This is a genomic window from Aeromonas sp. s12, assembly GCF_040907925.1.
GTDB lineage: Bacteria > Pseudomonadota > Gammaproteobacteria > Enterobacterales > Aeromonadaceae > Aeromonas > Aeromonas veronii.
The window spans coordinates 17,784-30,785 of the sequence record NZ_JBFOCT010000013.1 but is presented as its reverse complement, the minus strand read 5'-3'; the positions used below and the strand labels follow the sequence as shown (position 1 = coordinate 30,785).

The 13,002-nt window shown below is 59.1% G+C and carries 12 protein-coding genes and 2 tRNA genes; 3 read left to right on the top strand and 11 right to left on the bottom strand.

All coding sequences use genetic code 11. The annotated features are described in order from the left end of the window. Positions 1-18: 18 nt before the first annotated feature. Entirely contained in the window at positions 19-1,077 is a 1,059-nt protein-coding gene (locus AB5Y67_RS05550) for an FUSC family protein (RefSeq protein WP_005353787.1), read from the top strand. 77 nt (positions 1,078-1,154) lie between these two features. Here AB5Y67_RS05550 and AB5Y67_RS05545 read toward each other — a convergent pair whose 3' ends face one another. The 9 genes from AB5Y67_RS05545 to AB5Y67_RS05505 all read right to left on the bottom strand — a co-directional run bounded on the left by AB5Y67_RS05545 (position 1,155) and on the right by AB5Y67_RS05505 (position 8,391). Further along, a complete protein-coding gene (locus AB5Y67_RS05545) occupies positions 1,155-2,528 on the bottom strand; it encodes an HD-GYP domain-containing protein (RefSeq protein ID WP_100653233.1) in 1,374 nt (457 codons plus the stop codon). A gap of 87 nt (positions 2,529-2,615) precedes the next feature. Continuing rightward, entirely contained in the window at positions 2,616-3,170 is a 555-nt protein-coding gene (locus AB5Y67_RS05540; protein ID WP_164461691.1) for a DUF3332 domain-containing protein, read from the bottom strand. 161 nt (positions 3,171-3,331) lie between these two features. Continuing rightward, positions 3,332-4,627 (bottom strand): PAS domain-containing methyl-accepting chemotaxis protein, encoded by a 1,296-nt coding sequence (locus AB5Y67_RS05535; protein WP_101529861.1) that lies wholly within the window; start codon positions 4,625-4,627, stop codon positions 3,332-3,334. 179 nt (positions 4,628-4,806) lie between these two features. Further along, complete coding sequence (locus AB5Y67_RS05530; RefSeq protein WP_101529860.1) at positions 4,807-5,289, bottom strand: GNAT family N-acetyltransferase; 483 nt, start codon at positions 5,287-5,289, stop codon at positions 4,807-4,809. Positions 5,290-5,387: 98 nt separating this feature from the next. Then, complete coding sequence (locus tag AB5Y67_RS05525) at positions 5,388-5,831, bottom strand: DoxX family protein (protein ID WP_101529859.1); 444 nt, start codon at positions 5,829-5,831, stop codon at positions 5,388-5,390. Next, positions 5,828-6,580 (bottom strand): DNA-binding domain-containing protein, encoded by a 753-nt coding sequence (locus AB5Y67_RS05520; protein ID WP_101529858.1) that lies wholly within the window; start codon positions 6,578-6,580, stop codon positions 5,828-5,830. The genes AB5Y67_RS05525 and AB5Y67_RS05520 overlap by 4 nt, the downstream gene beginning before the upstream one ends. Beyond that, complete coding sequence (locus AB5Y67_RS05515; protein ID WP_101529857.1) at positions 6,573-7,421, bottom strand: DUF692 domain-containing protein; 849 nt, start codon at positions 7,419-7,421, stop codon at positions 6,573-6,575. The genes AB5Y67_RS05520 and AB5Y67_RS05515 overlap by 8 nt, the downstream gene beginning before the upstream one ends. A 72-nt stretch (positions 7,422-7,493) precedes the next feature. Then, the gene (locus AB5Y67_RS05510) at positions 7,494-7,757 is read right to left on the bottom strand and encodes a DUF2282 domain-containing protein (protein ID WP_005334862.1); all 264 of its coding nucleotides are present in this window, start codon (positions 7,755-7,757) and stop codon (positions 7,494-7,496) included. Positions 7,758-8,190: 433 nt separating this feature from the next. Beyond that, a complete protein-coding gene (locus tag AB5Y67_RS05505; RefSeq protein WP_005334863.1) occupies positions 8,191-8,391 on the bottom strand; it encodes a YbfA family protein in 201 nt (66 codons plus the stop codon). A gap of 213 nt (positions 8,392-8,604) precedes the next feature. On the opposite strand from AB5Y67_RS05505, the gene AB5Y67_RS05500 reads away from it, so the two are divergent. Then, a complete protein-coding gene (locus AB5Y67_RS05500) occupies positions 8,605-8,898 on the top strand; it encodes a hypothetical protein (RefSeq protein ID WP_005347702.1) in 294 nt (97 codons plus the stop codon). 55 nt (positions 8,899-8,953) lie between these two features. On the opposite strand, the gene AB5Y67_RS05495 is transcribed toward AB5Y67_RS05500, so the two are convergent. Continuing rightward, positions 8,954-9,027, bottom strand: a tRNA-Cys gene (locus AB5Y67_RS05495). A gap of 57 nt (positions 9,028-9,084) precedes the next feature. Next, positions 9,085-9,160 (bottom strand) — tRNA-Gly (locus tag AB5Y67_RS05490). Between the two features lie 249 nt (positions 9,161-9,409). Here AB5Y67_RS05490 and AB5Y67_RS05485 point away from each other — a divergent pair. Beyond that, positions 9,410-12,847, top strand: coding sequence for an ATP-binding protein (locus AB5Y67_RS05485; RefSeq protein ID WP_325793598.1), 3,438 nt, complete (start codon positions 9,410-9,412; stop codon positions 12,845-12,847). Positions 12,848-13,002 lie beyond the last annotated feature (155 nt).

The window sequence follows — 13,002 nt, the reverse complement described above, 5'->3', positions numbered from 1 at the left end:
CCTGACAGGAGGCAGACCGTGCGTCTTGATGCCCCCCTCTCCCGACTCGATCTGCTGGTCTATGGCCGCTACCGGATCGTCCATGGCCTGCGCATTGCGCTCGCCTTTATGCTCACCTTTCTGCTGACCCGCGAGCTGAAACTGCCGGAGAGCACCTGGCCGCTGATAACCTTGGTGGTGGTGATGGGCCCCATCTCGTTTTGGGGCAATGTGCTCTCCCGCGCCCTGCAGCGGGTGGTGGGCACCATCTTCGGCGCCAGTTGCGGGGTGGTGGCGCTCTATCTCGAGATCTACTCGCTACCGCTCACCCTGATCTGGTGCGGGTGCATCATGTTTCTCTGCGGCTATCTGGCCCTCGGCAAGCGCCCCTATGTGGGGCTGCTGATCGGCATCACCCTGGGGGTCACCATGGGGGCCATGCCGGGGGACATAGAGACGGCGCTGTGGCGCAGTGCTGACGTGATACTGGGCTCCCTGTTGGCACTGCTCTTTTGCAGCATCTATCCCCAGCGGGCCTACAGCCACTGGCGGCTGCAACTGCACCAGATCCTGCAGCAGTCGGGGCGGCTCTATCACACCCACCTCTCCCCCAATGTGCTGGAGCGCCCGCGCCTCAAGCACAATCTCTCCCAGCTGTTGGCACAGACCGGCAAACTGCGGGCCCTGCTGGCCCCCGCGGCCAAGGAAACACGCCACAGCGTCGCCCTGTTTGATGCGGTGCAGGTCACCATGCGCAACACCCTCTGCACTCTTGAGATGCTGGCCAACACCTACTGGAACGATCGGGAGAGCCACTTCCTGATGCAGAGCACGGCTGCGCTGCAAGCCTGCCATCTGGCCACCGAGGAGGCAATCAACCAGCTTGCCCTGATGATGCAAACCGGTGACGGTCGCGGCGCAGATGACGCTATCGCCCGCCTGCACGAGGTGGCGACCCGGGTGTCGCTGCCGCCCAACGCAGAGGCAGCCATCAATGGTTACCTCTGGCTCAACGTCCAGCTGACCGAACAGCTCACCCACCTGCGCCGCCTGCTGGGGCTGATCCTCACCCCGCCCCATCGCAAGCAGCCCGACTAGGCCCAATGCAAAACGCCCCGCTGTTGCGGGGCGTTTTGCTGTCTGACTGGCCACTTGGGCCATGAAGGCTGCAAATCTTAACTGGCATTGGCCAGCGGCTGCTCGGTGGTGAGGTAGAGGGAGAAATCCTGAATACCCGCCTGCAGGGCGGCAAAACAATCGGGGTCTATTGCGGTGCCCAGATTCTCCGCCATCATCTCCAACGCCTGCGGCACAGGGATGGCGCCGCGATAGGGGCGCTTGGCGGTGATGGCATCGAAGATGTCGGCTGTGGTGATGATGCGCGTCTCAAGGGTAATCTCGTTCCCCTTCAGCCCCTTGGGGTAGCCCTTGCCATCGAGCCGCTCATGGTGGGCGCCCGCCACTTGTGCCAGCTCCTCGAAGGCGCCGATACGGCTCAGGATCTCCTCGGTATAGGCGGCATGCATCTGCACCGCCGCCCACTCCTGCGCATCGAGTTTGCCTGGCTTGTCGAGAATGGCGTTGCTCACCCCGAGCTTGCCCACATCATGGAGCAAGGCGCCCCGCTTGAGCCAGCGTCGACGCGACTCGGACAACCCCATCTGGGTGGCAAGAATGTCGGTATAGAGCGCAACCCTGCCGCTGTGACCCGCGGTGTAGGGACTTTTGGAGTCCACCACCTGCCCGAAGGCCGCCGCGATTTCGTCCAGATATTCTTCATCCAGCGCTACCTCCCCTTGCCCGGCCGGGTGGACCAGCACCCACTCGGTCAGTCGGGGATCGGCCAGTCCTTGCCAGAACTCTTCGTCGGCCAGCGCTTCAAATTCGCGAACCAGTGCCGGATCAAACCAGCTGCTGCTGCGCTCGCGCAGCTCCTTGAGCGCCGCATCCGGACCTGCAGCCGCGTGAAACACATCCACCACCTGACAGAGCAGGGCAATGCGCGAGAAGAGCGGGATCGCCTCGCCAGCCAGTTGCAGGGGCCGACCTTTGCCATTCCAGTGTTCATCAAGGGAGAGGATGCCATCGGCTACATCATCACTGAAACGGAGCTGGCGAGCGATATCCGCTCCCCGATGACAGCGGGTCTGGATCAGTTCGTTGGCAATCTGGTCACCGTTGCGAAAGATATGAAACAGGCTGCGAAAACGTCCCAGCAGATCCGCCTGCAAGCCGGTGTGGCCCAGCACAAAGTTGACTACCTCGGAGAGGGAGCCATCCACCAGTTTGAAATCGCGTTTGAAGTGAAGATCGTCGGTGAGATAGAGCTCGCAGATACGGGCAGCATTGCTGCTGCACCCAAGATCCTTAAGCAGGAGCGTGTAGTAGAGGTCATGGCGCAGCCGGGCATCCAGTCCCAGCCGTTCCCCCAGACGGGAACCTATCCAGCAGCAGCGAATGCAGTGTCCTCTTGGTTGCCCCTCGGTCATATCGAGCGCATGACTGAGGGAACCAATCAACTCCGCCAATCGCAATCCATTCACCGTCATAGTCTACTCCCTTAGACATCATGGCGATTTTGCCAGCAGATTAGGTATACCCCATCTGAAGCTGGATCGATCTGGATTCAGTTGAATTTAGGCAGCAGCTTTGCCCTGATTCGCCCGCTCTTCCAGCTCTGCGCGGCTCAGGGTAGAGACAAAGCGGCCATCGAAATAGATATCCATCAGCTCGCCACGCTTCTCGCCACGCATCATGCTGCGGCGGCCATCCAGATAGTGCACCTCCATCTGGGCGGTATGCTCGTCCGGGTAGCTGATCTCCACCTCGCGCACCCCTTGTGGCAGCATGGCCAGCGGCACCTTCTTGAGGGCTGGATCCAGATGCTGGTTCACCTTGAGCACCGGATTGGCTTTCATGTCCACCACAGCCGGAGATTTGCCGGTGATAGGGTTCTTGCCAGACCAGAACTCGATGGTATTGAAGACGAACAGGTCAGCGGTCGCGGCCAAACCGTAGACAGGGGAGAGCAGCATAAAGACCCCGGCACGAGCGTAGCGGTTATCCACCACGCTCAGGTTGCCCTTGGTGACCATGCCGGAAAGCCCCATCTGCCCCATACAGCCGCTCAGCCCCATGCTCGCGACCATAACCAGCAGGGCCATTGCCCGCCCCTTCTGTTGTAATGCCATCGTGTTCTGTTCCTGCTCTGAAATGAATGAGGCGGCAAGCCTAATCAAGGGGCCAGAAGAGGACAATTCACAATGGCGGGACGATACAGGAGGGGTTCAGATTGGGGCACTGACTGCTCAAATATGAGTCAATGCCCCAGCATGACAGGAAGTCAGGGGGTTCAGATGGCCAGATCAGAGACGGTGCTGGAGACGTTGTTCGCCTCCCGGCGGATGTCGCTCATCACCTCATTCACCTCGCCCACCTGCTGCTTGCCAAGCTCGGCGCTGCTGGCGACGTCAGACATCTCGGAGGTGACCTTGGCGGTCAGCTCCCGGTTGTTCTGTACCACCTTGGCAATCTCGTCGGTAGAGAGAGACGTGCGGGCCGCCAGCTGGCGAACCTCGTCAGCCACCACCGCAAACCCACGACCCTGATCCCCCGCCCGCGCCGCCTCAATGGCTGCGTTAAGGGCCAGCAGATTGGTCTGGTCGGCGATGCTGCTGATGGTGGAGACGATCGCCTCGATACTACGCGACTGCTCGTTCAGCTGATTGATAAGGCCGATGCTGTGAGTCAGCTGGCTGGCAATCAGGCTGGAGGTATCGACCACCGAGGAGAGCAGACCCGCGCCGCGCTCGGCGCAGTTCAGGGTCTCCTGCGCCGCATCGTGGGCCAACATGGCCGCTTCCCGCACCGCATCGCTCTTGTTGATCCGCTCGGTGATGTCGCTGGCGAACTTGATCACCTTCACCACCTTGCGATGCTCATCAAGGATCGGGTTGTAGGTCGCCTCCAGCCACACCTTGCTACCGTGACTGTTCTGACGACAGAAGAGACCGGACTTGAACTGACCACGGCCCAGCTCATCCCAGAAGTGGGGCTGGTCTCGATAGAACTGATCGTCGCAGAAGATGCGGTGATGCTTGCCCTGCACCTGAGCCAGGGTATAGCCCATGGTATGGAGGAAATTACCGTTGGCTGCAATCACCTCCCCGCCAGGGGTGAACTCGATGACCGCCAGTGACCGATCCAGCGCCGTCACCACCGCCTGCTGGCTGAGCAGTTGCAGGTGGTGCTCGGTAATATCGGCCGCGATCTTGATCACCTTGGTCACCACGCCCCGCAACTTGACCGGAAAATAGGTCGCTTCCAGCCAGATCGCCTCGCCCCGTTTGTTGAAGCGCTGGAATACCCCGGTACGGGAACGCCCCTGCTTCAGATCCGCCCAAAACTGCTGATAGTCGCTGCTCTGGGCATAGAGCTTGTCGCAAAAGATACGGTGATGCTGGCCGATAACCTCGGGCGCACTGAAGCCCACCACGTTGAGAAAGAGATCATTGGCGGCCAGCACAGTGCCATCCGGCGTAAAGGTGATGGTCGCCACGCTGCCGTGCACTGCGTCAAAAAATCCCTGCTGTTCCAGAAGTTGATCCTGGCACTGCTGCAACTCGGCTTTCAGTTTGCTATTGAACATCGAAACGTATCCTCCAGACTGGCACCCACCATGGCCAAACCACGCAGTGGATCAATAAGATAATGGTGGCGTGCTCCATCAGCATAGTTGGCGGCTTTGCCGCGATCCCATCTGACGCCATATTTATTGCTGTAAATCAAATTCACCGACCAAACGCCACTCATGCAGAGCTGCAACCCTTATTCCACCGCCGGTTGCCACTCCAGATAGGCCGGATTGGCGACAAAGCCGATCCGCTCATAGAGAGGGCGCCCCTGCTCGCTGGCATGGAGCCACACCTTGCCCAGCTGACGCGCGCTGGCGAAGGCAGTAATGGCATCGAGCAGCGCCGTGGCGATCCCCTGCTGGCGCCATTGTGGCCGCGTATACATATTGAGCAGATACCCCTCCATCCCCGCCAGATTGCCGGGATAGGGTGGCCGTTCAAACAGTGCCAGCGTCCCTGCCGCCACGATCTGTTTGCCGCCCTCTTGCGTATCGGCCTCAGCCAGCCAAGATAAAGCGCTCTCTTCACTCATCGCCCGGGTAAAGTAGTCAAGGGTGGCCTGCCACAAGGCCGGGTCTGCCTGCGGCGTCACCAGCTCACCGACCTCACAAAACAGCTCCATGCGCAGCGCCACCAGTGCGGGTATATCTGCGACCCTTGCCTGACGAATGATCATTGGCTGCTCCTTTTCTCTCATGGGAAATTTCGCCGGCCGTCATTATGACAAAGAGCGCCTTGTGGCGCTCTTTGTGATTGGGGAAAATCACTGATAAATCAATGGTTGCGACGTGTCAGCCAGTGATCCAGGCTCAGCACACCGCCGCCCCAGATGATCAGGGTCAGCAGCATCCAGCCCCACAGCTGGTGATCGTAAAAGCCACCCGCCCAGAGGGTCGGGTAGGAGATCACCGCCATGATATTGAAGCCAAACAGCAGCAAGGCGGCTGGGCGAGTAAAAAGCCCCGCCAGCAGGAAGAGCGGCAACAGCAGCTCGGTCGCCGTACCCAGATAAGCAGCCCACAACCAGGGCAGCAGGGGCACCTGATACTCGGATTCAAACAGATAGAGGGTGGAATCCCACGCCGTCAGCTTGAGCCAGCCTGAAGTGATAAAAACCGACGCGACCCACAGCCGCGCCAGCAACAGCACACCGGTACTGCTCCAGCGCGGCAAATCACCACTTGAGCTGGCCAGCGCCAGCCATTTGTTTGCCATCATGGCATTACCTCCATATCCACCAGCAGACCAAGGGTTATCAGGCGAGTGAGATGTTCACTGGCCGCAGGGTCGGCCGCAAGCAGATCGACCAGCGCCGTACCAGCGAGACAACCCTGTAGCAGCGCCCACTCACCCGCCGTCAGGGGCAAGGGTGCAACCCGGCAATCCGGCTGTTTCTTCAATGCCAACCAGACGGGGGCATCAAGCACCTCCACCGCTTCACCACAGTGCAGCGCCATCTGCCACAGGGCCAGCACCGGATAATCGCTGGCAACCAGCAGCAGATCAGTGGCTGGCAAGAGTCGCAGCCGCTCCCATTGTTGCGGCGATAATGCGGCCAGACGCTCGGCTGGCCAGCAGCGTGATTCCAGCGGCAGCAGACTGGCACGCTCAAGCTGCCATTCGAACTGAGCCAGCGCCTCCAGCCAGGGCAGTCCGGTTGTAGTTGGCAAGCGGGCCAACCATTGGCCAAATCCGGCGCCATAGTGCATGACGCTCCCTTCCCTGAGCGGCTCGGCTAATACGAAGCCACGGGCCGCCGCTGCAAAAAAGTCATCCCCGACCATGGCCTTAACGGCGGGATAACTGCTCGCCAGCACCTCGCCAAGACTCAGGATGAAGTGGTTGCGATAGACCTGCAGCACAGATTCGGCAGAAAAGAGCCGGGAGCTGATGTGAGGGGAAATGGCGTCAGGCGCCCCCAGCAGACCATCGGCAAAGTGCTGTTGCAACTGTGCCAGTTCAGCCATGGGCCACCTCCCGTGGTCCACTCATGACACGCGCCTCATCCAGAATGGCGCTGGCCTGCGCCGCCTCTGCCAGCAAGACCGGCAGCGGCGGGATCTCGAGGTCCCACTCAATCAGGGTCGGAATGGCCTGCTTGCGGCAGATCTGGCGATAGAGTTCCCAGACCGGCTCCACCACAGGGGCGCTGTGGGTGTCGATATAGAGGGAGCCTTCCGGCAGCTGTTTCTCGGTATAACCGGCCAGATGGATCTCCCCGACGGTGGCGAGATCGATCGCCGCCAGATACTCATCGCAAGAGAAACCGTGATTGAAGGCACTGACATAGAGATTGTTGAGGTCGAGCAGGATGCCGCACTCGCTGCGCTGCTGCAGCTCGGCCAGAAATTCCCACTCGCTCATCTCCCCGGCCAGTTGCAGATAGGAGGAGGGATTTTCAATCAGCATGCGGCAACCCAGAGTCTGTTGTACCTGCTGGATCTTGTCGCTCATGTTGCGCAGGGAGGCGCGGGTATAGGGCACCGGCAGCAGATCGTTGAAATAACGCCCGCCAATGCTGCCCCAGCTGAGATGTTCGGAGATCCGTACCGGTTTGATCGCCGCGGCCAGTGTCGACAACTGCTGCAGATGGTGCGGATCGAGCGGGTCGGCAGAACCGAGGGACATGCCAACGCCGTGAAGACTGACGGGGTAGTGCTGCGCCAGTTCGGCGAGCACCTGAAAACCCTGGCTGTGCCGTTCGAAGTAATTTTCACTGTGCACCTCCAGCCAACCGACTGCCGGCAGGGTTTGCCGGATCTCATCGTAATGGGGAGTGCGTAATCCGATACCAATCAAAGGGTTCATCGCAAGACTCGCTTTCGCCAATCAGAGAAGATGCAGGGGGCGGCCCGTTGGCCATCCCCTGCCCGATGTCTCTTACTTGGGTTGCAGCGAACCGCCGACCAGCTTCTCGCACAGCCCTTTGGGCATCACCACAAAGGCATCACCCTGAGCATCTTCCTTGGCAGTACCGGCGCAGGAGCTGCTCTTGGTCGCACAGTCATTTTTGCTGGCCTTGACCACGCCGTAGCACTTCTCCTTTTCATCGGCAGCCATGGCTGGTGCCGCGATAAATTGGGCGCCCAGCGCCAGCAGACCGGTCATGGCGGAGGCGATAGCAGTGCTTTTTTTAACATTCATGTTCATGTTCCTTTTGATGTCGTTGGATGTTGCTGATATCCCCGATTTGTCGCAACCGGGTACCTGCAATAGAACCGGCAAACGGGATGTTCCCTTTCAAAAAAACACAAAAAGAGTTAAAAAACCCAAAGAAAGACACTCAATCAATTGATTTTAAACAGCTATTTCATCATTGAAAATTTCTCGACGACCACCCATTAATGAACGGGAAAAGTGCCATATGGTGCTTTCATCCCGTTAATCTTCTTCACTGCTTCCATCAAAAGAGATGCGTCAGACATAAAAAAGCCCCGCCAACAGGCAGGGCTGGACGCAACTTGCAAGAAACAAGAAATCAACAAGCGGGGGGGGGGTGGGAGCCAGGAGTTGCGGCAAGCAGATAAAAAAAGAGACAGCTTTGGCTGTCTCTTTTTGCACATGGTGCGAATGGGGTTTAGTAGAAGATCCGCTCGCCACGCTCGCTCATTTTGAGCCACACCGGTTTGGTGCTGGTTTTATTCCAGATCCGGTGCAGATAGCTGTAGAAGCGGGCACGATCGCTGCGAAACAGCATCACGGGGAAAGCCAGAATGCCCACCAGCAATACATAAATGCGACGAAGAATAATCTGAGTCAGGGAAAAGGGATGAAACATGATGTAACTCCTTACTGGTAAGACCACTGAGCAAAGATTACCCCACTCCATGTAGGATTACTACATCACCAACGCATTTTTTTTATAAAAAAATGGTGAAAAACGGGAAATACTGAAAACGGGTTACGTCATTAACCAACAGTTAACAAACTTGCGAAAATCGTGCGCTTTGCCACAGTTATCAGGGGAAAAACATGCAGTAGGGAGACACGCATGAAACTGCCGGAAGTGGCACTGCTGGTGCTGATGGTTGCCCTGACACGGGCACAACTGGAGGAGTGGCAACTGAATCGGGAAGATGCCATCGTGCTGGCCGAACGGGGCGTGCCCACCGTCAGCCTGTGGCAATGCGGCACACTGAAGCAACGGATTGCGGATCTCAACCAGCACAGCGCCGAGGTGCAGTTTCAATATCGGGGGCAAAACATGGCGGATGTGAGCCACTATCTCGAGCGCGAATGGAAACAGGCTGGCTGCGAACAGTTACTGGTGCAGCAAGGATACTGACCAAGCTTCACGGCTCGAAGAGTGATAAATAAATCAGGGAAAAAAAGAGAGAATATGGAGGCACGTTCCGGAGTCGAACCGGACTAAACGGATTTGCAATCCGCTGCATAACCGCTTTGCTAACGCGCCATGCTGACAAGACTGATTGTCTTGAAAGTGAATTCCATCGTTGGTGCGATGGAAAATTGGAGCGGGAAACGAGACTCGAACTCGCGACCCCGACCTTGGCAAGGTCGTGCTCTACCAACTGAGCTATTCCCGCGTTACTGCTTTCGTGCCAGTTGCCTGACAACGAGGCGCATTATACGTACCACGAGCGCCAGCACAACCCCTTTTTCGCAATTTAAGCCCTGATGCAGACTGTTTGCTCAGGGTTTAAACGCCTTGCTGCATTTTTCTCCAGCCAGCTGTGACCCACCAAGCGAATTTGGGATAAAGTCGTTGAAATGATTACGCTTTCGTTCGAGACTTGAGCGGCTTAATAACCGGATTCTCAATTGAAAATCACAAGATGAAATGGATCTTCACGCTTCGTGGGCTCAGGCCGCAGTTAATGCTGGCTTTTTTCATGTTGGGCATGGTGCCCTTTTTGGTCATCACCCTCTTCTTCCTATACAGCCACGGCAAGGATCTCACCACCCAGACCTCCAACCACCTGGTCTCCGTTCGTAATATCAAGAAGAGTCAGCTCGAGGATTACTTCAACAACCTCAAAGAGCAGATCATCAACTTCTCCCAGCAGGATTTCGCCGGCAACAGTATCGGCCGTTTCTATGGCTTTACCGGCGCCTTCGAGAAGTTGGGCACCACACCGCAGGAGGCCCGCAGCCGTGCTCAGGCCCGCTATCTGCCCGGCTCCTGGGATCAACTGCGCAAACCGGACAGTCAGGTGGAGATCGAACCCTCCATCACGGCGCTTATCCTCGCCGACGAGATGTATGGCCGGGTGCACCAGCGCTTTCATCGCGGCTATGCCGACATGGTGCGCAAGTCCAACTACAGCGACATCTTTCTGGTGGACCTCAACGGTGATGTGGTCTATTCGGTCACCAAGCACCCCAACTTTGCCACCAATCTGCTCTCCGGACCTTATCAGGGCAGTGGCTTGGGCCAGACCTTCGCCAAGATCAAACGCCGCCTCGATGGCGGCCAGAAACCGCAGCAGATCTTCGAGTTCACCGATTTTGGCCGCAACGAGCTGACCGGGCAGGTGGTCGCCTACATGGCGGCCCCCGTGATGCAGTACGACTATGTGCGCGGGGTGGTGATTTTCGAGCTGTTGCCGGACAAGCTCAACCAGATCATGGCGGAGCGGGAGGGGCTGGGCGAGACCGGCGAGACCATCCTGATCGGCCCTGACAAGCGGATGCGCGCCGATGCCTGGCTGGCACCGGAGTTCAGCGTCGAGAACAGCTTTAGCCCCAATTTCCGGCCGCTGCAAACACCCCTCATCACCAAGACGCTCTCCGGCGAGCAGGGGGTCGGGCTGTTCCACTCCTATCAGGATGACGAGGTGCTGGCCGCCTACACCCAGGTGAAGGTGTTCGATACCGAGTGGGCCTTTATCGCCGAGATCTCCACCCGGGAAGCCTATGCCCCGATCCGCCAGCTGGAAACTCTGGTAATTGTGCTGGGCGCGGGTTCGGTACTGCTGCTGATCCTCTTCTCCCGCTGGCTCTCCCACTCCATCACGGCGCCGCTGCGCTCCCTGACCGAAGCGGCCGAGCAGGTGGCCGACGGCGCGCTGGATCACCCCATCGCCATCGAGCGCACCGGCGATGATATCGACCGGCTGGCCGAGGCGTTTCGCCATATGCAGCGCTCGGTGAAGGACAAGATCGAACTGATCGAACAGCAGACCCAGGAGCTGCAACAGCAGGTCAAGCTGACCCACAAGCAGAACCTCAGCCTGCAGCAGGCGGACAAGCTCAAGGATGAACTGCTGGCCAACACCTCCCACGAGCTGCGCACCCCCATTCACGGTATCAAGGGGATGGCCGAGTCGATGCTCGCCAGTCAGCAGGATTTGACCGAAGGGCAGCAAAAGCAGCTCGGGCTCATCATCAAAAGCGCAGACGGCCTGGCCCGTCTGGTGGACGATCTGCTCGACTACCATCAGATGCGCTATGGCCAGCTGGAGATCCACTCCCAGCCCGTCTCATCAAAAGGGGTTATCCGGCTGGTGCTGGATCTCTGCCTGCATCTGGTGCAGGCCAAACCCCTCACCCTGGTGGATATCAGCCCGGCCGAACTGCCGCCGGTGCTGGCCGACGAACAGCGGCTCGAACAGGTGCTCTACAACCTGGTGGGTAACGCCATCAAGTACACGCCGCAGGGCAAGGTGGTGCTCAGTGCCATCGTCGAGAACAACTTCCTGCGCATCAAGGTCACGGATACCGGCATCGGCATCGCCCCCGATCATCTCGAACATATCTTCGAGCCGCTGGTACAGATGAGCCCGGAGGTAAGCAAGCAGGGGGCCGGCCTTGGTCTCTCCATCACCCGTCAGCTGGTGCACCTGATGGGGGGCGAGCTGTTTGTCGAGAGCGAGCCGAGCGTTGGCTCTACCTTCGCCTTTACCCTGCCCCTTGCCACCGGCAAAGCGGCCAATCTGACTCTCGACAGCCGCCAGATCGAGCATCAGCTGGTGCGCCAGCAACCTCTGATCCTGCCGGACTGGGAGAGCGACGATCTGCCCCCTCCCCCCGAGGATGCGCCGCTCATTCTGGTGGTGGATGACGAGCCCATCAACCTGCACATCCTGCGCCATCTGCTGCAGCCCTGCGGCTACCGCATTCTGCCCAGCAGCGATGGCCACGATGCGCTGGCCAAGCTGGCCGAAGAGCCGGTGGACCTCATTCTGCTCGATGTGATGATGCCCACCCTCTCCGGTTTTGACGTCTGCCGCCGCCTGCGCCAGCAGCACCCGAAAGATATGCTGCCGGTGCTGCTGCTCACCGCCCTTAACCAACCCAAGGATATCGAGGAGGGCTTCGGGGCCGGTGCCAACGACTATCTGGTCAAACCCTTCTGCAAGGAGGAGCTCTTTGCCCGGGTCAAGGCACTGCTCGAGGCCAAGGCCGGACGCGCCTCACTGGTGGAAAACCGGCTCTTGAAGCAGGAGATCGAACATCGCCTCACCCTGCAGGATCGGCTGCATCAGGATCAGCAGCGGCTGCTGGCCCTGCTCGGTGAAGGGGCCGACCCCATGATCTTTATCGACGAGCAGGGCACAGTGCTGTTTGCCTCCCGGGTGCTGGCGCGCCTGCTGGGACAGGAGCCGGAAGCCATGGAGGGGCAGCCCCTCAATGAGTGGCTCGCCACCCCACTGCAACAGCAGTGGCCCGACCTTGCCAGCGAGCGGGAACACAATCTGGAGTTTCTGGTGGCCGGGCAGAAGGACGTGCTCAACGCCCGTGCCCTGCCCATCGCGCTCGGAGGACAGGCCGCTTTCGCCCTCACTCTGAGTACCGAGCTGCGTCAGGATGAGAACCGGGTAATGGCGCTGGAGAACGCCCTCAAGAACCTCTCGCGGCAAGCCATCATCGAAGATGAACAGCTGCTGGGCGAGCTGAGCCGCCTGGGTGGCGAGTTCCGTTCGCTGGCCGACGACCTCATTCGCCAGCAGGATGACGAGCCGCTGCGCCGGGCGCTGGTAGAGACCATGCAGCTCACCCTGGATGCCTGGCAGCAGGGGACCGGCAAGGGCAAAATCGTGCTGGCAGAGAAGAGCAAGCTGTGGCGGGTCTATATGGACAGATCCAGCCCGCAGACCCGCACCCTCGACAAATACCTGAGTCTGGACACCCTGCCCAAGTCGCCACGCTGGAAGACGGTCGTGGCCACCACCGAGTATGTGCTGGGCCACTGCCCGCTCAATGACCACCAGCGCCAGCAGTTGCAGCACAGCGCCCAGACCCTGCGTCAACTCGCCAACCGCAAGCCGTGACACGGCGCCCTAAACGGGCGCCGGATCACAATTGGCAATCTGGTTTTTTTTTATGCAAAACAAAGCCCCGCCCGACCCCGAAACCGAGAGCAGATCCAATTCACAAATTTGTCATATACGCCATTTTCACAGCCACTTTCTACGCGAGAGCAAAT

Coding starts and splice junctions, on each gene's coding strand:
- AB5Y67_RS05505 (WP_005334863.1), bottom strand. CDS start 8,391: ATGTTTCATCCCTTTTCCCTGACTCAGATTATTCTTCGTCGCATTTAT.
- AB5Y67_RS05520 (WP_101529858.1), bottom strand. CDS start 6,580: ATGGCTGAACTGGCACAGTTGCAACAGCACTTTGCCGATGGTCTGCTG.
- AB5Y67_RS05545 (WP_100653233.1), bottom strand. CDS start 2,528: ATGACGGTGAATGGATTGCGATTGGCGGAGTTGATTGGTTCCCTCAGT.
- AB5Y67_RS05510 (WP_005334862.1), bottom strand. CDS start 7,757: ATGAATGTTAAAAAAAGCACTGCTATCGCCTCCGCCATGACCGGTCTG.
- AB5Y67_RS05535 (WP_101529861.1), bottom strand. CDS start 4,627: ATGTTCAATAGCAAACTGAAAGCCGAGTTGCAGCAGTGCCAGGATCAA.
- AB5Y67_RS05540 (WP_164461691.1), bottom strand. CDS start 3,170: ATGGCATTACAACAGAAGGGGCGGGCAATGGCCCTGCTGGTTATGGTC.
- AB5Y67_RS05515 (WP_101529857.1), bottom strand. CDS start 7,421: ATGAACCCTTTGATTGGTATCGGATTACGCACTCCCCATTACGATGAG.
- AB5Y67_RS05485 (WP_325793598.1), top strand. CDS start 9,410: ATGAAATGGATCTTCACGCTTCGTGGGCTCAGGCCGCAGTTAATGCTG.
- AB5Y67_RS05525 (WP_101529859.1), bottom strand. CDS start 5,831: ATGATGGCAAACAAATGGCTGGCGCTGGCCAGCTCAAGTGGTGATTTG.
- AB5Y67_RS05500 (WP_005347702.1), top strand. CDS start 8,605: ATGAAACTGCCGGAAGTGGCACTGCTGGTGCTGATGGTTGCCCTGACA.
- AB5Y67_RS05530 (WP_101529860.1), bottom strand. CDS start 5,289: ATGATCATTCGTCAGGCAAGGGTCGCAGATATACCCGCACTGGTGGCG.